Source organism: Microbulbifer maximicatervae (SeqCode), from assembly GCF_052468295.1.
In genome coordinates this window covers 4,031,914-4,052,725 of sequence record NZ_CP174340.1, presented here as the reverse complement: position 1 = coordinate 4,052,725, position 20,812 = coordinate 4,031,914, and the positions used below count along the sequence as shown (strand labels likewise).

The window sequence follows — 20,812 nt, the reverse complement described above, 5'->3', positions numbered from 1 at the left end:
ATCTCACACTTTTTCCCGTCTCCTCCCCCCTCGGGGGAGGATGTTATGGATTAGGGGCCGCCCTAGGATGCAGGGTCTCAACATAACGATAAGTCCAGGGAGAAGATGATGAGTCTATCCAATAAAGGTAAAGGGGCGCTCAGACCCACTTTGCTATCTGCTGCCATCGCGGCCTCCGTGTCCACCTCGGTTGGGGCCTATGCGCAGGAGCAGGAAACACTGGAAGAAGTAACAGTTACCGGTATTCGCACCAGCGTTTTGGACTCCGTTGAAGCCAAGCGCGCCGCCGATGTTGTGGCCGATGTGGTAGATGCGGGCGCTCTGTCATCTCTTCCCGACCAATCAATCGCCGATGCCCTGGGTCGTCTGCCCGGCGTAACCACCGTGCGATCCAACGGTCAGTCCTCACAGCTAAATATCCGCGGTATGAACGGCGACTTCCTGCAAACCACCCTGAATGGTCGCGAGCAGGCCTCTACCAGTGGTTATACCGAAAGTACTCGCTGGATGTCTTTTGACCAGTACCCTGCTGAGCTGATTAATCAGGCGGCGGTTTACAAGACTCCGAAAGCCTCTCATATTGAAGGTGGTGTAGCGGGCTCTGTAGAGCTGAAAACAGCCAATCCTCTCGACGCCGACAAAGAACACAACTTTAATGCCAATGTGCGTATGTCGTATAACGACGCAGCAGACGACGTCGGTGCCGACGAATTCGGTGAGCGCGTCACGCTGTCGTACATGGGTAAATTTATGGATGACAAGGTGGGCGTAGCCCTGGGTTATTCTCACCTTGAGCAGCCGAACAGCTTTGTAAAGTCCCGCACGGGTGCAGACGGCCAAATCGGTTATGAGCCGGGGAACGATTTCGATGGTGATGGCAGTGAAGATGCTTTACCGCGAGCGTTCCAGTGGCAATCCGGTGATGGTACCGATACTCGTAATGGTTACCTGGCCAGCGTCGTTTTCGAGCCTACCGATAGCTTCAAGGCCCAGTTAGATTATTTTAAGTCTGACTTTGAGCGTGTTGATACTCGCCACGGTATTACGGTTGGCGGCCTGGCCAATACAAACTTTTACACCCTTTCCGATACCGAAGTGAATGGCGGTGTGGTTACCGATGGTACGGTAATTATTACCGACCCTAAGACAACTGATGATTCCAGCCCCTGGTTTGAATCCCGCTCTGAGGATCAATCCACCCAGGCTGACAGCGATAGTATTGGTCTGAACCTGGAGTGGAATTTAGGTGATCGCCACACCCTGGCCGTTGACTACTCCTACAGTAAGGGCACCAAGACGCGCAAGGACCAGATTGTGTCCATGCACGCTTACGACCTGACCTACGATGACGATGGTAACTTAGATACCTGGGAGGAAGCTGCTGGGCAGAGCTTTGCCTATTCCCTTAATGGCGACGGTATTCCCTCAGGCGTTTTCTCCGGTGTAGATTTCACCGATCTGGATACCATGCGTTTGTCGCGCTACGAAGAGTACCCCCACGAGTACACTGATAAGGTTGAAGCCTTCAAGTTCGATTACAAGTTCGATTTGGAGTGGCGAGCCATTGCCTCTATTGAGGCAGGATTCCGTGTCTCTGAGCGCACTTTTGACTCTGAGCGTGGAGCCTTCCTTTACGGTAGCCGCGATGGCCAATTCAATGGCTACTGTGCGGATAACCTGTCCGACATCGATTGTGAGCCGCAACTACTGGACGGCTATGTCAGTGTTGAATCCACCAGCGGGATACCACAGTTCGTAGTCAACGATATGGATGCCCTGGCTTCCAGTATTTTTGGAGCCGGTAACTACGAAGGTAAAAAGGTATTTAGCCAGGACTGGACTTTCGTTGAGTCCGGGACGATGAAAGAGGAAGTTTTTGCCTACTACTTGATGGCCAATATCGATACTCAGCTGGGGAGCATTCCAGTAACTGGTAATTTCGGTGTACGGGTTGTTGAAACCGATGTGAAGTCCAGTGGTATCCAAAATGTGGGTGCTGGCAATGGTATCGAAATTACTGATGACGTGGGTGTAACTTCAGATAGCTTCGACTATGTTGAGTACGGCCCCGAATACACAGACACCTTGCCTTCCCTTAACTTGAACTTTGAGCTGACCGAGCAGGACTACATTCGCTTTGCTGCAGCTAAAGTGATGGGTCGTCCACCGGTTGGGCAGCTGAAAGGCGGCGCTGGTTCCTGGAACAGCGTTAATAACGAGACTAACGATACTGAATACAATGTATGGACCAAAGGTTCTCCCTACCTCGATCCTTTCCGTGCAAACCAGTTTGACCTGGCTTATGAGCACTATTTTGAAGATGGCGGTGCGGTAACTGCAGCCATTTTCTGGAAAGATATCGAAAGCCTGGTAGAAAAGCAGTATATCTACCTGGATAGCCAGGCAGATCGAACGGCGCTGTTTGATTCCCTGGGCATTGAAATTCCCGTTGGTCTGGAAGCCGGCGCTTTCGAAACTTACGTGAACAACGACAAGGGTGGTTATATTCGAGGCATTGAGCTTGCGGGTACCAAAACCTTTGATCAGCTGCCGGGTATTTGGGCTGGCTTGGGTATGACCGCCAGCTATTCATATACTGAGAGTGAAACCGAAGTGAGTGGCGGTAACCTCTATGGTGAAAACCTGCCGTTGCCGGGCCTCTCTGAAAATGTCTGGAGCACTACAGTATTTTGGGACATCGGTAATTTCAGCTCCCACGTCAATGTTCGCTACCGGGATGAATTTATCCTGATTATGCCGATACCGGGAGGCTCTACTCCGGCCTTAGCTGAGGCGTACACTACTGTTGATGCTCAGATATCCTATGCATTCGATAATGGTATCGATGTGGTTTTCTCAGCAAACAATCTTACTGATGAGGCTGATGTGAAATCATATGGAGTAGATGGCGTCCTCGGTGAATACACTGAGTTTGGGCGTCAGTTCTACCTCGGCTTGAATTATAGCTACTAAGTATCGCTGATTCTTTCGGTGTAAAACTGAAGGTGTGATAAGAAACCGCCCGCTGAGCTACGCTTGCCGGGCGGTTTTTTTTTAAATATTAAAGGGCCCGACAATAAGTGCGGTACCGAGTTTTTGAGAGTCGCCATGAGCAATCAACGCAAAAAAATAATTATTCTTGGCGGGGGCACCGCTGGCTGGATAACCGCTAATCTGATGGCGACCCATTGGCAGAATAAAGGGTTTGAAATCACCCTGGTGGAATCACCGGATATTGGAATTATCGGTGTGGGGGAGGGATCAACTCCGCCGCTAAAAGGTTTTATGGAAACTATAGAAGTTAGCGAATCTGAGTGGATGCCAGCTTGTAACGCTACTTACAAAGTGGGAATTACCTTTAGGGATTGGTCGGTTAAACCGGGCTTTACCCAGTATGTTCATCCCTTTGTCGGCCAGCCTGACCAATTTACTATCCCGGCATTTTTTCATAATAGTTACCTGCGCAGGAAGGGGGTTGACCTGGAGGGACACCCGGACCACTTCTTTCTGGCCACAGAGATGATCCGGCAAAAATTATCTCCAGTCGCGCCGGAAAACTTCCCTTTTGAAATTGCCTATGGCTACCATTTTGATTCTGGTTTATTGGGCCAGTTCCTGCGTCGTGTTGCAGAACAGAAAGGCGTTCGCTATAAGGTGGCGACAGTGGCTGGCGCCATGCTCGATGCACAGGGGAATATTGATTACCTGAAAACTACTGATGGTGAGGTTCTTAAAGCGGATCTGTATGTGGATAGTTCCGGCTTTCGTGGAAGTCTTATACAACAATCCCTGAAGGTTCCTTTTATTAGTAGCGCTGAGAGTCTGTTTAACGATTCTGCGGTTGTATTTGCTACAGATCAGGAGAAAGAGTATGCACCGCATACTATTTCTACTGCGATGAAATATGGCTGGGCCTGGAAAATCCCACTGACTAATCGCAATGGCAACGGCTATGTTTATAGCTCTAGCTTTGTCGACGATGACAAAGCAGAAACGGAATTTCGTGCTTACTTGGGGTTGTTGGACAGTGATGTCGAGGCGCGTAGATTAAAGTTCAAGGTGGGGCGGGTTGCCCAACACTGGGCCAAGAACTGCCTGGCGGTGGGGCTCTCCCAAGGCTTTATTGAGCCTTTGGAGGCAACGGCGCTTGATATGGTTCAGGAGACTGTTGTGCGCTTTATAGAGGCCTATAACAAAGGTGATCATACAGATAAGTATAGGGATGATTTTAATAATCGTATCAGCGCTCGTTTTGATGCAGTGCGGGACTATATCGTCTGTCACTACCGTATTAGTTCGAGAACAGATACGGATTATTGGGCTGCCAATGGCACTAATGAAAAGATATCTCCCTCCCTGCGTTCAATCTTGATGTCCTGGATGGCAGGCAAGAATATTACTGATGAACTACTGGATCAAAAGCTGGATGTCTATTTCCCGAATGTATCCTGGAATTGCCTGTTGACTGGCAAGGGGATTTACCCGGGGCAGGAACAGTTGCGTCCAGGTAATGAGTTTGCACATAAATATAAACTGGAAGAAATCAAGGATTTTAACCGCCGCTGTGCTCTGAACTTTATGCCGCACATGGATCAGTTAAATCAATTAAGGGTGGGGTAGAAGAAAATCTGGAATAGTGCTCGGGTTATCTCTGAGCACTATTCCACTTCAATCAGATAGGGAGGTGAATCGTTTTTAATTAATAAATGACTATTCGCTATCCTTTACTTCTATTTTCTCTGACTCTTTTATACGTAGTATGTGCTTTTCTCCACGCTCACCACGAATTTTAACTCGATCTCCAGATTTCATACCTTTGAGCTTGGCCTCATCGGCATCCAGGAAAAAGTAGCGGCCAGTCTGCTCATCTTTCAGGGAAAACTTACGCTCGGATTTTCCCGTTTCAAAATCTTCAGAGATAATTTCTTCCAAGGTGCCAGTTACAATCTCCTCTGCTTGTACAAACAGGGAGAAGCTCAATGCAAACGCTATTAGAATGAATTTTTTCATAGTATTTATCCTACGGTAACGGATTTATAGTCTAATCACTGTAACTGACTAAGATAGTGGCCGACTGTTTGTCTGAGGCCATAGATTGAAACTCAATGGTTAAGCCAATATTTGAGTCGGTAAAGCTATCTCCTGGCTCCTTGAGTTCTGCTACATGGTTAAAGAGTCTATTATCGAGATAATGAACGGATACTGAATTTTCCATATGAGACGATGGGTTCAGTATGTCATGGCCTACATGGTAGTTCACGTAGTAGTAGTCTACCCCATTCTGACTACCTGCACTCTCAACTTTCAGCTGCTGGGGCAGATTTCCTGAGAGCTCTCCCGCAGTCAGCTCAATAGCCTCAATCTCCACCTCTTCTGTGCTGCCGGCGGTCTGGGTTACCGTTTGGGTATATTCGGGGAATAAATCATACCAGCCCATGTACTCTCGGTGACCACTGCCAAATAAGCGCGAAGTCCAGGCATTCCCCATAAAGCTCCCATCTGTTCCATACTCGCTTTCGCCACTATCGAAGGTATCGCCATCATTGTTGTCATCATTGCCGGCATGGCTGAGTCCAATATTGTGGCCAAGTTCATGGCCCATTATTATCTGGTCTGTATAAGCGGTAACGATGCTCCACTTACCACCAACAGAGGCGACACCAGCCCCAACCAGCCCAGCACTCTTGGCCTTTGGCGGGTAGATGTAAACACGGTGGCGCCAGTCGCTTAGGTTGACAGGGTTGTTATTGTCATCAACTAAATTGGCTTCTGCCCATTTTGTTGCATTGTCACGCCAAGTGTATCCTCCGTCTGTATATTCTCCTCCCTGGCTGGAGCGGGCTGCCGCATCGTCAACACTTAAAGTGCCACCGTCTTGGTTATCTGGGATGTTGTAAATGATACAGTCAATGGAGCTGTCTTCATTGCTACCTTCTCCATAGCAGTAATGCTCCAGGGAGCTGTCGCTGATGCGATGGCGCAGGAATTTTAGTTGTCCCAATGAATTCTTTAGGTAGGTATTATCGATAGAGTCTTCATCGTTAAAGACCATATTTGCAATATCAGAGATATCAGTGGTATCTGTAGGTACAGCATCAGAGAAGTTCATGAAAATGAATACGATACTGCTTTCATCAGGCTCTAAAGTGACGACAGAGAAGGTAATCGATTGAGTAGTGCCATCGCTAAGTTGGAATGAAATGGTATCTTCTGTCGTTTCACCATTTTTTAAACTGTCTGCAGAATCATTCAGGCTGTATTCCCAATCTCCGTTGCTGTATAACTTGAAATCGCCGTAGGATCCGTTAAGAGTTTCCTCGACAAACTCCGGAGTATTGCCATCGACATCCTCCAAAAGGAATGTTCCCGAAGAAAATTCCTTACCTTCAACAATCAAAGTGGCCAGTGGGCTGGCGGGGTTGAACGTGTAGGCATCGTCGTAACCGATTATGGAAATGGATATAGTGGCTTCTGAATCACTGGAGCCGATACCAATATTAAATGCGTCGGTCACTAATTCTGAGCCAGCAATTGGATCGGATAGTTCACTGTCCAAGGTATAGGTCCAGCTGCCATCGCTGGATATTTCAAGCTCTCCGTAAGTCCCTTGAAAATTTCCGGATTCAAAGGTTTGATTGCTGTTTGAGTTATCGACTAGTTGCCCTGAAACCGTTGTCTCGACATCTTCACTGACGCTGCCGCTGTCACCGCTTATGCTAGGGGAGTCATCGCCGTCGTCGTCATCCGAATCTGAACTGTCATCATCATCAGAGCTGGAGCTGTCATCATCAGAGCCAGTATTGCCACCGTCATCATCGCCGTCAGAGTTTGCCCCTGAATCGCTATCGCTGCTTACTGGAGTGCTGTCAGGTTCGTTGTCATCGGAGCTTCCGCCCCCACCACAAGCAGTAAGAAATACAGATAAACTGATAGCCGTGAGTAACTTCAGTGAATAGGTCATATCGCCTCGATAGATCCGTTAAACCAAATGTAATTGGCGCGGAGTATAAAGAGCTGTCAGTCATATTCTGTGATAGCTTGCTTTTGAAGTAGGACTTTTCTTTAAACAAGAAATGACGCTATGGATCGTCCCTAGAGGAAGCCTGTATTTTTAAAATAAATAGTAGAGTAAAATTTTATGAGGAATTTGAGATTTCTCAGATTGCGAAATTTAAATCCAGGAGCTTGTTGGCAAAAAACACAAAAAATGGAAAGAAAAAATATAATATACTTAGGGTCAAATGGGATATGGATGTCGATATTCGAGCTAATAACGAGGGCTCACGATATGTCTCTCATGAGACGAATTATCTTCTTTTAAATACGTGGCAAGTTGAAGGTGGTCAACTATTCGGTGTAGATAGTTGACCACTTAACTGTTTTTATTCTGTAGATAGCTCACTTAGAAATTGTTTTAGGTGTGAGATATTGCAATCTTTTGTGTCGCTACAGCGTTTCAGCATCTGCTTTAATTGCCGATCATCACTTTGTTCGGTAGCTAATTTCAAATAGTGAAGTACTTGGTCAAGGTTTTTATCGACGGACTCTCCTAGGCTGTAAGCTTCAGCTATTTTAAGTGAGGCCAAACCATGACCTCTTTGGGATGCCTTCTCGTAGAGGGATAGCGCTTCATCCAGATTGGCCTCCACACCGAGTCCCTGTTCATACATACGGGCTTGGTTATAGTATCCATACTTTGAATTTTTGCTCGATGCCTGTTCGAACCAATACAGAGCTTTAGAATAATCTTTGATAGCGCCATTATCAGAACTCAGATATATAAGTCCCAGCTTATTCATGGCGGTAGCCAGTCCACCCTCCGCTGCTTGAGTGTAATAGTAGATTGCTTGCTCCAGGTCCTTTTCTACTCCGTTACCTGCCTCGTAGAGTCCGGCCAACCTGGCACTGGAGTTGGCTGAGCCTTCCGCAGCTGCGAGCCTATAAAGTTGTGCTGCATGAGTCGGGTTTTGTTCCACTCCATAACCATTTTCGGCGGAGTAACCCATATTGGTAATACACTCCAGGTGGCCGGCCCGTCCACACAATAAATACCAGGCATAGGCAATATCGGCGTTGGCATCTGCAATAATATTCTTGGAATGCAGGATCCCCATTTTTAATTGTGCAGGAAGATGATTGCGATATGCCGCAGCTTGATAGTCCCTGATAGATTGATTGATATTAACCGGTTGGCCATGGGCGCCTAGTTGTGTGATACGCCCTCTCTCAAAGAGTGCGGCGGGGTTTCCTGCAATTGCAGCCTCACTGAGAAGCGCCATGCCCTTACTGGTTTCTTTTTTCTTCTCCAGCAGGTAGCTGGCATAAAAAAACTGGGCTGGGGAAAAGCCGTTACCGGAAGCTTTTTGAATAAGCTGTTCAAATTGATAGTAATCATTCTGTTCAAGGTAACCAATAGCCTGGGTAAAGTGGGCTACGGGGTAACCTTTATTTGCGCTGGCTTGCAAGAATTGTGCAGCACCGGATTCATTAGCTGAGTTAAATTCCTCTGACGCAAAAAGGGAGTAGAGTTCATACTCCGCCTGGCCTTTCTTCAAATGTTGTTCGGCACTGGAGAGTAGTGAAGTTGCTAACTCTTTGTCCGGATCAATTCCCAGGCCCATAAAGGCTATATAGGCTAGGTAAACCTTCGCCTCTTCGAGGCCCAGATCCGCAGCAGCAACAAATAATTGTGCGCACTCGTTAACTGCGAATTTTTCAGTTTTGCCACTGAGACACAGCCGCCCTAAACTGATATTGGCGGAAATGGATCCCATAATAATAGCGTCCAGATAAGCCTGTTCAGCCTGTGGATACTGCCCCTCCGCATGAAACACAATGCCTTCGGCGTGTCGAGCGGCATAATCTGTAGAGGCTAGTACCTGGATCACATCTGTATAGAGCTGATCTGATGTGCCGGCAAATGGATACCGGATCGCGATCAGTCGATGTAGAAAGCGGGCATTATCGAAGTAGATTTTCGATACCTGATAACCGCCTACTTCCTTTACGTTATATACGCGGTATATAGCATTGCGACTATTTGCAAATTCAAAATAGCTATCAATAATTTCATAGCCGGATATGGTGAGCAGGTCTTCTGCATCTGCCCAGCTTCCGACCTCAAAGGCACTGTGGCTATACTCACCACTGCGTCCGGAGAGGATGCCAGTAGCAATAAATTCAAACAGGTTTTTATGGTAGTTGGCGGCTTCTAACTGTCCCACAGACTCATAGCATTCTGCAGCGCTGAGGTGGGGAGTCAGTGACAGGATGTTGTTGTTTGTTACGGCCTTCCAGTCCACGGCTTCACAAGGCTTATCCCCAGATTCGATCGCAGATAGCTCCGCCTGGTAGCGCTCTCTGGCCACGATATTATTCAGGGGTTGCTGAGACTCAAGATAGGCAACCCAGAAATCCTCATAAGCAACTGTATCTGGAGCGCTAGCAATTTGTTCGGTTAGCAGCCTTATTTCGTTATCGCCGGGCTCGATGGAAGTGTGGGCCGCACAAGAGGCCAGTAAGTAAATAACGGGAGCAAAAAGGAATTTTTTCATTATTTACTTCCTGATCAGTGACTTAACCAGGTTTTTCATTGCCTTACTGGTTTCCTGGGTATTCGAATTATCGCCCTTGGCCCAGAACTGATATTGAAGTGCTTCATCCAGTTTATCGAGCTGCTCCATATACTCGGCAATATCCGTATTGCGGACATGGTCCGCTTTGGATTTAAAGGCGTAGTTCACCGAGATATTATTGCCAATATGATCGGAGGTTCTGGAGAAGGTGAACCAGGGATTGTCTATCTGTAGATCCTGGGATTCCTCTCTCCACAAAACCTCTCCAGTAATTTTGGCTACTGCTTTGTGGTTGATATCCACAGGATGTGCCAGCGCTAATGGGCTTTGGCGAATACGCTTCTGGGGGCTGGTAATATAAGAGGCGATACTGGTGCCATACAGTGAGAAAATCTTCCGAGCAGAGCTCAACTCGGCAAAATCACTGATCTCATATAGCTCCGATACCTGAAGTACATTTTCACCCCGATTGTCCTGGTGCTTGATATTGGATGTGATTTCAATACCGGGGTAGTAAGTTGCCATAAAGTTTGCGTAATTACTCTTTATGTATTCAGAGTCCGCTGACTGGAAAAATTGACGCATCTGCTCCGCTTTGAGAGCGCTGTAGGTGGACTCAACAGTTAGCCCTGCGGTATTGGCCCCGGCATTGATTTCAAAATTTTCGGTGACATCCAGTTGCAGAGTGCCGTTGGCGGGATAAACCGTGGTTACTTGTTTTAATGCTCGGGTTCCCTTTCGAATGGGGAGTGCCAATTCATAATCAAAGAAGCCTTTGCTCTTGATATTGGAGCCCTGTCCGGAAGCGGTGCCGTCAACCCAATAATCTTGTCCATTGAGCTCAATGACGCTGATTACATGATCAAAAGAACTGGGAGAGGGGATATCATTGGCAAGGTCACGCCCGCGTCCTGAAGACACCAAGGCGGGGTAAGAGTTAACCCCCAGGTGAGACAACATGGCGGTTATTAATATGGCCTTGTCTTTACAGTCGCCATAGCGCTTATCCAAAGTCTCTCTCGGCGTTCGCGGTTGGTGTGAGTTGATTCCAAACTCGATCCCAAAGTAGCGAATATCCTCCTGAACGTAGGCAATAGCCTTGCTGACAGCTCCCTCAAGGCCTTCCTCTGCGCGCCATTGATCCAATTGCCGGGTGAGTTCCTGTGGCAGGGAGAGGTCAATATCGTAGAGTGTCATTGCCCAATCGTTTACTTCAGCCCAACTGTTATAGCCTGAATATTGGATGTAGTTGAATGGGTCATGCCAGTGAGGGTATTCCCCCTCCTGAAGTATCGGAGACACCTGCTTCAGGTCCAGTGTGTACTGGTAAGTGCCGTTATTGCGGGTAACGTTCACCGGTACTTTTTCATTGTTAAAACGGTAATTGAGCTTGTTGTCACTGGTAATTTTTACATAGCGCCTGTCGATGGCATCCGGCCATGACAAGTAGAAAGTACCAAAATCCCCACGTTCAAAAATAGGGTTGCTTCCCTCGAGTGTATAAGCGTAGGAGATTTTGTCACCAGGTCGGATATCCTCAAGGATATAAAGCGCATTCCACATTTCAGAGTAAAGTTTGCTGGATAACTCCTGCTCAGACTGGAATAACTTGAAGTCCTGTTTGTCCAGGCGATCAATCACTTGATCATTGCGGGTGACGGTAATTTCGTGAACGACCAGCTGCTGGAATGCGGGGTAAAAACTAATGTTCAGTTCCGATACCTGTTTAACCCCCTGCTGATTGAGGGGCTCCATCACCAACTGAAAATAGTATTGGTGTTGTTCGTTCGTATGGGATATCTGGGAGTTGCTCAGGTGATACCTAACACTGCCTTCGGGTGCAGTGACACTACTCGAGAGATCGACGGCATCCACCCAAGTGGGTGTTGGGGCTATGTTAATTTCAGGGGTAGCCTGGGCCAGCGACACAGCAAATAAGAGAGTCACAGCCAGAATTTGGCCGAAGGAACGATATTTCAAAATGAGCCTCGATTGTTATCTACAGCCTATACCGGCGGAGACAGAATAGATCTTGGGTGGGGAGTAAGCAGAAGGGGCACGCGGGGCACCCTACGATTGATTCGCTCCTGTTGAACCCTGGATCTTTCCCTATAGGGCAGTGCCTGTTGCCGTTTGGCAGCGGCGCTCCGTTACCGCTTGGTGTTGGGATCGTTTAGTGAACAGCCGGTAATATACCCCAATGGCTATGGGCTGAGTATCGGATGGATATGACCGCTGGCGTTTTGAATAAGTTTTTCGGCGGTTCAAATTGATGAAGGCAGGGTTTGTTGTGTCCGGGCGATAAAACGGTTAAAAAACAACCGAATCTTGAAGGTGGGAGGCCACCCAGCTTGTAAGCTGAGTGACCTGAGATCTGCTTATTGGGTTTGCTCCTGAACGGGCATTTCTTCGAGCTTAGCCTTTATCTCTTTCAGCTTTTCCTTAACTCGGGCTGCATTGTCGGGGCCCATGCGGATCATCAGCTTTTGTATTCCAGGGAGTTTTTCCAGTTTTGGATCGGCAAATTTGTAATACACCGACGGGCGTATCAATTGAATAGGGCCTTCAACATCTGGCGCTGCCAGTACATTGTCGATTGCTCCAATCACCACCTGGTGGAATGACTTGTTGCGAATCCCCAGCTCGCCGTAGGCCTGGGCTAAACGGGGGTACCAGTATTGATACAACGTAATGATGGCATCAGTGTTAGCCAGTGCGAACAATCGTACTGGTTGGTCGTAACGGCGATAGTTCTCCGGGGACAGCTGGTAGCCTTCAGCGGATGACCCGGTAACGGTGATGGGGCCGCGAATGGTTTTCAGAGGGCGATGCTTGTGAATCAACTCACCACGGGATGCTGCGTTGGCAGCGGCCACCCATTTACGTATTACTTCATCGGGTACCAGCCAGCGGGATAGGGCGCCGTCGGGTGCCAAGGTCATTAATTCGTCATATGCGGCCTTATCGCTCTCGTTCAGGGGGGGAGGCGGCTCTCTGCCGGGCTCCTCTTCAATGACCGGCTCCTCGGGCGGCTGGGCTGGTTCCTGACTCTCAGGTTGTGCCAGGGCTTCCGGCTCGGGAGCAGTTTGGGGTTCTTCGACAACACCGATGGTGGGAATTTCTTTTTTCTTTTCCTCGCCGGTCCAGAGCCAATAGGCTGCTGCAGCGACAACGACCACCACAATAATGCCGATGATCCACCCTTGCCTAGATTGTTGTTCCGACATTCCCTGCCTCCTTTGACTGCTAACAGAATGTGACGCTTGGACCACGACAAAGCGCTGCGGTTTCTCGCGATCTGCTGGTTTTACATTACTCTGCAAAAGCGCCGCTCGCAAAATAGTTTTACTATGGGGTAATTGCACAACCTTATTGCCGGTCTTATACCCTGCGCAGCACCTACGCCCCCGCGCGGGAGGATGTTTGATTTACTGGGCCTATTAGAGTGGTCTGGGGAGCTTCTGAATAATTCTGAGCGGCGAATAAAAGAGAGAACAATGGGAAAATTCACCAGCTTATTGATTGGCCTGATGCTGGGTGGTGTACAAGCTGCCGTGGCTGCAGAGCCGGTAGATCCTTTTTGGCGCAATGCGACGGTCTATTTTATGTTGCCGGACCGTTTTAATAACGGCGATAGCAGCAATGACTTCCCCTACGGCCGCAAAGACGATGCGGCATACCTGCGTGGCTTTGAGGGAGGGGATCTGCGCGGCGTTATCGAGAAAATTGAAGCGGGGTATTTTAATGATCTCGGAGTCGATGCTATCTGGATGGCCCCGGTGATTGAGAACATCCATGGCTACAATGAGTCCGATAAACGCACCTACGCTTTCCATGGCTACTGGCCTAAGGACTGGACTGCCGTAGATGCCAACTTTGGCACCGAAGCAGAACTGGCAGAATTGATTGAGGTAGCTCACAGCCAGGGGATTCGCGTATTGCTGGATGTAATTCTCAATCACACCGGGCCAGTCACTGAACAGGATTCCAGATGGCCCTCGAGTTGGCTGCGCAATAGCCAGCAATGCGACTGGTCTGACTATGCCGGCAATGTTGAGTGTGCAATTCACGCGAACCTGACGGATATCCTCACGGAGAGCGAGAAAGATGTCGAGTTGCCGCCGCAACTGGTGGCAAAGTGGAAAAAAGAAGGCCGCCTGCAGCAAGAGCAGCGTGAACTGGATGCCTTTTTCGAGCGCACTGGCTATCCCCGCGCCCCCAAATATTACCTGATCAAGTGGTTAACCGACTGGGTACGTGAATACGGTGTCGATGGTTTTCGTGTGGACACGGTCAAACACGTAGAGCCACAAGCCTGGGCAATACTGAAAAAGGAAGCAGGCTTAGCCCTGGCGGAGTGGAAGGCTGAGAACCCGAAGAAGAAATTGGATGATCGCAATTTCTTTATGGTGGGCGAGGTTTACCATTTCGGCGTTAACAGCTTTGGTCCCAGTGTCGGTCGTTCCTACGATTATAGCGATCGGAAAGTAGACTTTTATCAGTACGGTTTTGACAGCCTGATTAACTTTGATTTTGCCCAGGTTGCGGGCAAGCCAGCGGAGGATATTTTCTCCAGCTATTCTTCCGCCTTGAACAGCGGTGAACTAAAAGGGTTCGGTGTCCTAAATTATCTAGGCTCCCACGATGACCATCACTCATTTGACCGCGAGCGTCAGCACACACTGAGTGCCGCAAGTAAACTGATGTTGGCGCCCGGTGCAGTGCAGATTTATTACGGTGATGAACTGGCGCGCCCCATGATTGATGATCGCGCATTTGGCGACGCCTCTATGCGCACCAATATGAACTGGGATGACTTGGAAAAGCCGGAAACCCGTGCATTGCTGGCTCATTGGCAGAAGCTGGGGCAGTTTCGTCGATCGCACCCGGTAGTTGGCGCTGGTGTACACCAGAAGCTGGAGGATAAGCCTTATACATTCTCCCGCACCTTATCTGGTGAGCAGCCGGTAGTTGTGGCGATGGAACTGTCCGCGGGTGAGAAGAGCGTATCAGTTAAAGGTGTGTTTGCCGATGGTATCGAACTGACCGATTACTACTCGGGTAAGCGAGCCAAAGTTGAGGATGGCAGGGTGAATTTCGATACAGAGGGAACTCTGCTACTGCTATCTGCTAAATCGCAGTAAATCCAAAAAAGAAAGCCCCTGCAGATAGCACTGCTGGGGCTTTCAGCATCCTTGAAAATGGGATGACTTAATCGTTATCCATCGTTGTTGTGGTGAACTGGTTACATACCATCACATCAACGTCTAACTGGCCAATTACACGCTCGGCAGTATTGCCACGCAGGAATGAACCGGTCTCGCCGTACTGATTCATGGTTCCCATCACGACCAAGTCTGCATCGATCTCACGAGCCACTTCCTCAACAACATCACTGGTATAGCCGCGCTTTACGTGAATGCGATGGGTGGGGACACCGGTTTTATCGGCAAGCTTGGCCAAAGCACCGCGATCTGGGTAGAGCATGGAATCCAGGAAGGCGTTTACGAGGTGTAGCTCTGCCCCGTAATGACCTGCGATATAGGTCGCGCGTTCGCTGATCTGGCGATTGAGCTCGCGCTGCTCGAGGGTTTTTGCCTGGTAGTTAACGGTAGCCAATACAACTTTGCGCTCGTCTTTGGCGCCGGGGCGAATCAATACTACTGGGCAGCGCGCTGTTTTAAGGACTCGCCATTTGGATTCGGCGAAGGTAAAGCGACGGCTGCTCTTCGCGTGTACTGGTAGGTAGATCATTTCTGCGTTGCAACGCTTTGATTCCTGCACGATGGCCGCCTGCCAATCACTGGACCAGCAAACAGTGATCTCACAGGAAAGACCAGCTTCTGAGATGGGTTCACGAATTTGTTCACGGAACCACGACTCATCGCGAAATAGGTGGTCGTTAACTGCACGGGTATCCACCGCTTCACCATCAACTGCGACGAATACAGCCAGTCGCGGCTGAGGATTGCGTCCACGTGAAGTGATCAGGGCTCGCTCCAGAGCTACATGCTTCTCATCGTTAGGGTCCACTACAACGAATACGGTGCTTTGCTGCTCCATTTTTTCTCCTCAACTAAGCGTGTTACTGGCCAGTGCGACCTGCAGTTGACCAAGAGGTCTAATCTATCATGATGGGGTGGTCAGCCCGAGTACCTGACTGTCCCATTTGTCGAATTTGGCGCCTATCTCATCGAATAATTTTGTTGCGCATAATGGCGAAGTTGGGGGTGGGGGTATTGAGGTAGATCAAGATTCTCAGATGTATGTCTGAGCTTGCTGTTATAGAAGTGAAGATGACTGGGTAGCGAGGTATATTCTCGTTACTAGCTTTACCGATGGTACTGAGGCCATGTTACTTTTTAGGAAATATAAACGTTGAGTAGATATTTCAGTTTCTTGTCAGGCCTTGCCTAGACTCTACTTATAAACGATGATACCCAAGATTGGTTTTTAATTTAGCTCAAACCTTTTCTCCACCTAAAGGGCCCCATACATTTTTGAAGCGTTAGAATCTGTATTACATCTTTTGTATACATCGCAGGATTTTGGGATTAACTTGATTTTCTCTGATTCTTTAGTCGGTACCATACTACTCATCTATATAATGGTTCCGTACAGTTATGGCAGTAGTTACTGACGTAAATCTCTCCTATCCGTTGAGGTTATTACAAGAGTGCCCCTGCGCTAACAATAAAATTGTCCCATTCTTTAAATTATTCCAAATTTTTATAAACTTCATTTTACACAAGGTAGATGTTATTACTAATAAAGTAGTAAGGGATAACTTCTTCGTTGGTTTAATAAATAGCTTTTCACAAAGCTACTATAGTTTTACCTTGCGTATTTTGTTGCTGGGTGTATAGCGTCTATAGGCTTATCTACAGTGTCTGAGGGAGTTGGCTCGTCTACTATTCTTACTAGTAATTTTATAAATTAGTTTGTCGGACTTAGTGATGAGATTTAACGGCCACTAAGCACTTCCTCTTATTTAAGCAGTTCTACATTGCTTAATTTTTAGCCTTTCAAGTTACCTAATTACCACTTATGCTAAGCCAATTTTTAGCAACCTTTCTGGCATCGGTGGTGTCCGAAGAGAGACGTAAATCAATCTTGGAATGAGTGCCGACAAATCAAACCTCCGATTAAAGCGATATTGAAATTCTGCCAAATAGCGCTGTGCATATTTCGGCCTAATAGCATGGTAAGTGCTACGTAGCGCACTCTTTAAATTACCAAGTACTGTATTTACCCAATAGAACTCAGGCTCTTCAACAGAAGCTCGGCCACCACCACAAACAATTTTGTCATGTACACAACCGGCCTCCTTAATGGCATTGAAGCATGGAAGACCATCTGAGATGACTGTGCTGCCACTGCAAAGGTACTTTTTACTCCAGGTTGAAATTTCACTGCTTTTGAAGCCCTTGATAATTGAGAGCTTAATACGGGTTGGGCGTCCCTCCTTGGTTGTTTCAACGGCCGCCACAAAGGGAGTTTTACCCTTGGCTCCGCGCCCGGGCTTGCATCCAGTACGCTCACCACCGAGATAGGCATCATCTAGTTCAATAAAACCGGACAGTTTGTATCGTTGGTCTCGCTCCATCATCACTTGCATGAGTTTCTGCTTCATACGCCATGCTGCGTTGTAAGAGATACCTAGATGTCGAGATAGCTCCATAGAGGAAATGCCCTTCTTATCCTGAGTAATCAGGAAAATACCGAGAAACCAGGTGGTGAGGGGGAGCTTCGTGGAGTCAAAAATTGTACGAGAGGTAATCGATGTCTGACGCCGACAATGGTTACATTGCTTAAGCTTGCGATAAGCGAGGTCGCAATGCTTGTCATGCCCGCAGTGAGGACAACTAAAGCCATTGGGCCAACGCCACTGCGACAGTGCATCGAAGCACTGTTCCTCGCTGCCGTACATTTTGAGGAATTGGGTCAAACTAATACCCTTCTGAAACTGTACCTTGTTGCGAGCCATGGCGTATTCCCTTGCAGATCAACGAGATAGCTGTATTTATATACAGTTACGCATAACTTAGCAAGAGTGGTAATTAGGTCAAGTTAAGTCATGCCGAAGATCAATATTTCAAGCACAAATTTCTACTACGCCCCCTACAGGGAGGATGTGCTCTCAAGCACTGATTATTAGCCTTCCAAAAGCCCGAAAAGTTGTGATTTTGGGTTTGCAGTAGCACAGGAGGTGCATATTACCGCTGTTGTTCGGTATTTGTTCACATACTACCGGTTTATTGATGCCTTTGGTGGTCTGTGGATATCTCAGGATGAGTGATCAATTGGTCGGGTATTGAAATCCAGCGGTTTAGATACTGCGTAGTTGGGGTTTCCAAATATCTGGCTTGAATTGCAAAAAATAATAAATGGTCACCTGTGATGATAAGCCTGAATTTTCCTTCGCCGTTTGCGGTGCTTCCCACAAATTCTTTTCTTGAGCGAATGCCTATTGGTTGTGTCGCCTGAGGAGAATATTTCTAGCTCCTACTGTGGGGCGAATGCAAACCAAGTATTTGCAAGCGCCTGGGAAAAGGCGTGCTTATAGGTTGACCCTACTTATGTAGAAATGGAGAGCCATTAATCATTGGTGGACAACTGACCCTGGGGTTCTCCTTATACAAAAAAAATAACGGCTACAGATGAGAGAAAAAGGAAAGCTAAAATGAAAAAACAATTTCCGTTAAAAGGACTTCTGGGAGGTGCGAGTATCGTACTCGGAGCCATATCCAGCACCCATGCCAGTGCAGGCACAGCCTTTGTGCATATGTTCGAATGGAGCTGGAATGATATTGCCAATGAATGTGAGAATTTCCTGGGTCCAAAAGGTTTTGACGCAGTACAGATCTCTCCTCCCCAAGAGCACATTTCTTACCATACCTGGTGGGCGCGCTACCAACCGGTAACCTATACCAACCTCACTAGCCGTAGTGGTACTGAGGGAGAGTTGCAGGATATGATTAATCGCTGTCATGCGGCAGGGGTTAAAGTTTATGCGGATGCAGTGATCAACCATACTGCAGTTTGGGGCGGGAGTGGCACAGGTTGGGGAGGGACTGATTGGTCCGAGGCTAACCATCCGGAATTTTCCTCATGGGATTATCATGATAACTGTACAATTGACGGCTATGGTGATGCTAATACTGTTTGGAATTGCAGATTGGAAGGCATGCCAGACCTAAACACAGGCAATAACTATGTTCAGCAAACAATAGCGGATTATCTGAATAAATTGCAGGGTATGGGTGTTGATGGCTTCCGTGTGGATGGTGTTAAACATATGTCCCCCAGCGACATGTACGGAATAATGAGCAAGGCCGGCAATCCGTGGATTTTTTCTGAGGTAATCGGCGCAGCTGGCGAAGCATCTGAGATCCAGCCGTACAATTACACTTTCCTGGGCCATGTGACTGAATTTAAGTATGGCACTGATGTGGCCAGTAATTTTAGTGGACAGATAAAGAATCTCTCCAGTCTCGGTGAAAGTTGGGGGCTGCTTAACTCTGGCGAGGCCGTTACTTTTATTGATAATCATGATCGTGAGCGCGGTCATGGTGGTGGGGGCAACCTTACTTATAAGGACGGGGCGAAATACAATTTGGCTAATGTATTTATGTTGGCACACCCTTACGGCTATCCCAAAGTGATGTCTGGTTACGAATTTACCGATGAAAATGCCGGGCCACCGAGTAATGGTCCCGATAGTTGTGAAAATGATGAGTGGGTCTGCCAACACCGATGGGGCAATATTGCCAATATGGTGGGTTTCCGTAACTATACCGATGGCACCAGTATGGAAAATTGGTGGGATAACGGAGATAACCAGATTGCCTTTGGACGCGGTGATAAAGGCTATGTCGTTATCAATAACGAGGGTAATTCTTTCAGCCAGACACTGTATACAGGCCTTCCTGCAGGGGACTACTGCAATGTCCTGGCGGGAGATGATGAGTGCAGTGGCGATGTTATTTCCGTAGGCAGCAATGGCTATGCCACCTTCAATGTTGCAGCTTATTCCGCTGCTGCCATTCACGGTGGGCAGCTATCTGGTTCCTGTGGTGAAGAATGTTCTGGGACGGGTTTCCCCAGCCTTTATTTCCGTGGCACAGCTAATAATTGGGAAGCAACAGCTTTTGAATTGGTAGCAGATAATACCTGGCAATTGGTGGTTAATTTTGATGGCCAGGCAGACCAACGCTTTAAGTTGGATATCTATGGTGACTGGGCCGAAAATTACGGTGACGATGGTGCTGATGGCGCGTTGGATCAAACCGGAGAAGATATTTATACCTCTGTAACCGGTAACTACCTCATTGAAGTAAATGATGAGACTCTGGTCTATTCGATCACCGAGGTCTCTTCCCAGCAGGCACCCACTGCAACTGTGACTCCAGTATCCAGCACAGTAGAAGTCAATCAGAGTGTCACCCTGGATGCCAGCAGCTCTACTGATAGCGACGGTAGTGTGATTTCCTATAGCTGGAGCAGTGGTGGTAGTTCTTCCTCGACGACTTTGAGCTTCGCCAGTGCGGGCACTTATACCGAGACAGTCACTGTTACTGACAATGATGGCCTGACCGATAGTGTTACGGCAACCATTACCGTGACTGATCCCAATGCTGGTTATGCTCAAAACTTTACGGCATTAAATTTCCGCGGTACGCCCAATAGCTGGAGCACCCAGGCGATGACCCTGGTTGCAGACAATACCTGGCGTGCCACTGTGGTGTTTGATGGCAGCAGTAACCAGCGCTTTAAGTTTGATGTCAGCAGTGACTGGGCTGAAAACTACGGGGATAACAATGCGGACGGCTCTCTGGAGGAGGGTGGGGATGATATCTACACCGATGTATCAGGTACCTATATTGTTGAGGTAAATGATGAAACCCTGAGCTACAGCCTGACCTGTGCAGACTGCGGTAGTTACGCATCCAACTTTTCCTCACTTTATTTCCGTGGCACACCAAATAGTTGGGGTGCTGAGGCTATGGAATTAGTTGCCGACAATACCTGGGAAATCCAGGTAAATTTTGATGGTCAATCTCAGCAGCGTTTCAAGTTTGATGTTAATGCTGACTGGAGTGAAAACTATGGCAATAACGACTCCGATGGCGACTTGGAGCAGGGTGGATCTGATATCTACACTTCTGTAAGCGGAAGCTACAAGGTGCAGGTGAATGATCAAACTATGATGTACACACTGATCACTTTATAGCTTC

Annotated in this window: 11 protein-coding genes; 4 read left to right on the top strand and 7 right to left on the bottom strand. The window is 47.9% G+C overall.

Translation table 11 applies throughout. The features are described from left to right. Positions 1-108 precede the first annotated feature (108 nt). Positions 109-2,973: a TonB-dependent receptor gene (locus tag ACJJIQ_RS17925; RefSeq protein ID WP_444907118.1), complete on the top strand. Its 2,865-nt coding sequence runs from the start codon at positions 109-111 to the stop codon at positions 2,971-2,973. Positions 2,974-3,108: 135 nt separating this feature from the next. Beyond that, complete coding sequence (locus ACJJIQ_RS17920) at positions 3,109-4,620, top strand: tryptophan halogenase family protein (RefSeq protein WP_445362620.1); 1,512 nt, start codon at positions 3,109-3,111, stop codon at positions 4,618-4,620. Positions 4,621-4,710: 90 nt separating this feature from the next. On the opposite strand, the gene ACJJIQ_RS17915 is transcribed toward ACJJIQ_RS17920, so the two are convergent. The 5 genes from ACJJIQ_RS17915 to ACJJIQ_RS17895 form a co-directional block, all read right to left on the bottom strand. Further along, positions 4,711-5,010 (bottom strand): hypothetical protein, encoded by a 300-nt coding sequence (locus ACJJIQ_RS17915; protein WP_444895935.1) that lies wholly within the window; start codon positions 5,008-5,010, stop codon positions 4,711-4,713. Between the two features lie 31 nt (positions 5,011-5,041). Beyond that, the gene (locus ACJJIQ_RS17910; protein WP_445362619.1) at positions 5,042-6,961 is read right to left on the bottom strand and encodes a VCBS domain-containing protein; all 1,920 of its coding nucleotides are present in this window, start codon (positions 6,959-6,961) and stop codon (positions 5,042-5,044) included. Between the two features lie 421 nt (positions 6,962-7,382). Next, positions 7,383-9,554 (bottom strand): tetratricopeptide repeat protein, encoded by a 2,172-nt coding sequence (locus tag ACJJIQ_RS17905; RefSeq protein ID WP_445362618.1) that lies wholly within the window; start codon positions 9,552-9,554, stop codon positions 7,383-7,385. Between the two features lie 3 nt (positions 9,555-9,557). Then, positions 9,558-11,555, bottom strand: a complete 1,998-nt coding sequence (locus tag ACJJIQ_RS17900) for a DUF3857 domain-containing transglutaminase family protein (RefSeq protein WP_445362617.1) — start codon at positions 11,553-11,555, stop codon at positions 9,558-9,560. Between the two features lie 398 nt (positions 11,556-11,953). Next, the gene (locus tag ACJJIQ_RS17895) at positions 11,954-12,802 is read right to left on the bottom strand and encodes a DUF3014 domain-containing protein (protein WP_445362616.1); all 849 of its coding nucleotides are present in this window, start codon (positions 12,800-12,802) and stop codon (positions 11,954-11,956) included. A 270-nt stretch (positions 12,803-13,072) separates the two neighbouring features. On the opposite strand from ACJJIQ_RS17895, the gene ACJJIQ_RS17890 reads away from it, so the two are divergent. Next, on the top strand, positions 13,073-14,719 hold the full coding sequence (locus tag ACJJIQ_RS17890; protein WP_445362615.1) for an alpha-amylase family glycosyl hydrolase: 1,647 nt from the start codon (positions 13,073-13,075) through the stop codon (positions 14,717-14,719). A gap of 67 nt (positions 14,720-14,786) precedes the next feature. Here ACJJIQ_RS17890 and ACJJIQ_RS17885 read toward each other — a convergent pair whose 3' ends face one another. Both ACJJIQ_RS17885 and ACJJIQ_RS17880 read right to left on the bottom strand, forming a co-directional pair. Continuing rightward, positions 14,787-15,638: a universal stress protein gene (locus tag ACJJIQ_RS17885; RefSeq protein WP_444907127.1), complete on the bottom strand. Its 852-nt coding sequence runs from the start codon at positions 15,636-15,638 to the stop codon at positions 14,787-14,789. Positions 15,639-16,620: 982 nt separating this feature from the next. Then, positions 16,621-17,562, bottom strand: coding sequence for an IS1595 family transposase (locus ACJJIQ_RS17880; protein WP_445362153.1), 942 nt, complete (start codon positions 17,560-17,562; stop codon positions 16,621-16,623). Between the two features lie 696 nt (positions 17,563-18,258). Here ACJJIQ_RS17880 and ACJJIQ_RS17875 point away from each other — a divergent pair. Then, on the top strand, positions 18,259-20,808 hold the full coding sequence (locus ACJJIQ_RS17875; protein ID WP_445362614.1) for an alpha amylase C-terminal domain-containing protein: 2,550 nt from the start codon (positions 18,259-18,261) through the stop codon (positions 20,806-20,808). Positions 20,809-20,812 lie beyond the last annotated feature (4 nt).

Coding starts and splice junctions, on each gene's coding strand:
- ACJJIQ_RS17890 (WP_445362615.1), top strand. CDS start 13,073: ATGGGAAAATTCACCAGCTTATTGATTGGCCTGATGCTGGGTGGTGTA.
- ACJJIQ_RS17875 (WP_445362614.1), top strand. CDS start 18,259: ATGAAAAAACAATTTCCGTTAAAAGGACTTCTGGGAGGTGCGAGTATC.
- ACJJIQ_RS17905 (WP_445362618.1), bottom strand. CDS start 9,554: ATGAAAAAATTCCTTTTTGCTCCCGTTATTTACTTACTGGCCTCTTGT.
- ACJJIQ_RS17895 (WP_445362616.1), bottom strand. CDS start 12,802: ATGTCGGAACAACAATCTAGGCAAGGGTGGATCATCGGCATTATTGTG.
- ACJJIQ_RS17925 (WP_444907118.1), top strand. CDS start 109: ATGAGTCTATCCAATAAAGGTAAAGGGGCGCTCAGACCCACTTTGCTA.
- ACJJIQ_RS17920 (WP_445362620.1), top strand. CDS start 3,109: ATGAGCAATCAACGCAAAAAAATAATTATTCTTGGCGGGGGCACCGCT.
- ACJJIQ_RS17910 (WP_445362619.1), bottom strand. CDS start 6,961: ATGACCTATTCACTGAAGTTACTCACGGCTATCAGTTTATCTGTATTT.
- ACJJIQ_RS17885 (WP_444907127.1), bottom strand. CDS start 15,638: ATGGAGCAGCAAAGCACCGTATTCGTTGTAGTGGACCCTAACGATGAG.
- ACJJIQ_RS17880 (WP_445362153.1), bottom strand. CDS start 17,562: ATGGCTCGCAACAAGGTACAGTTTCAGAAGGGTATTAGTTTGACCCAA.
- ACJJIQ_RS17915 (WP_444895935.1), bottom strand. CDS start 5,010: ATGAAAAAATTCATTCTAATAGCGTTTGCATTGAGCTTCTCCCTGTTT.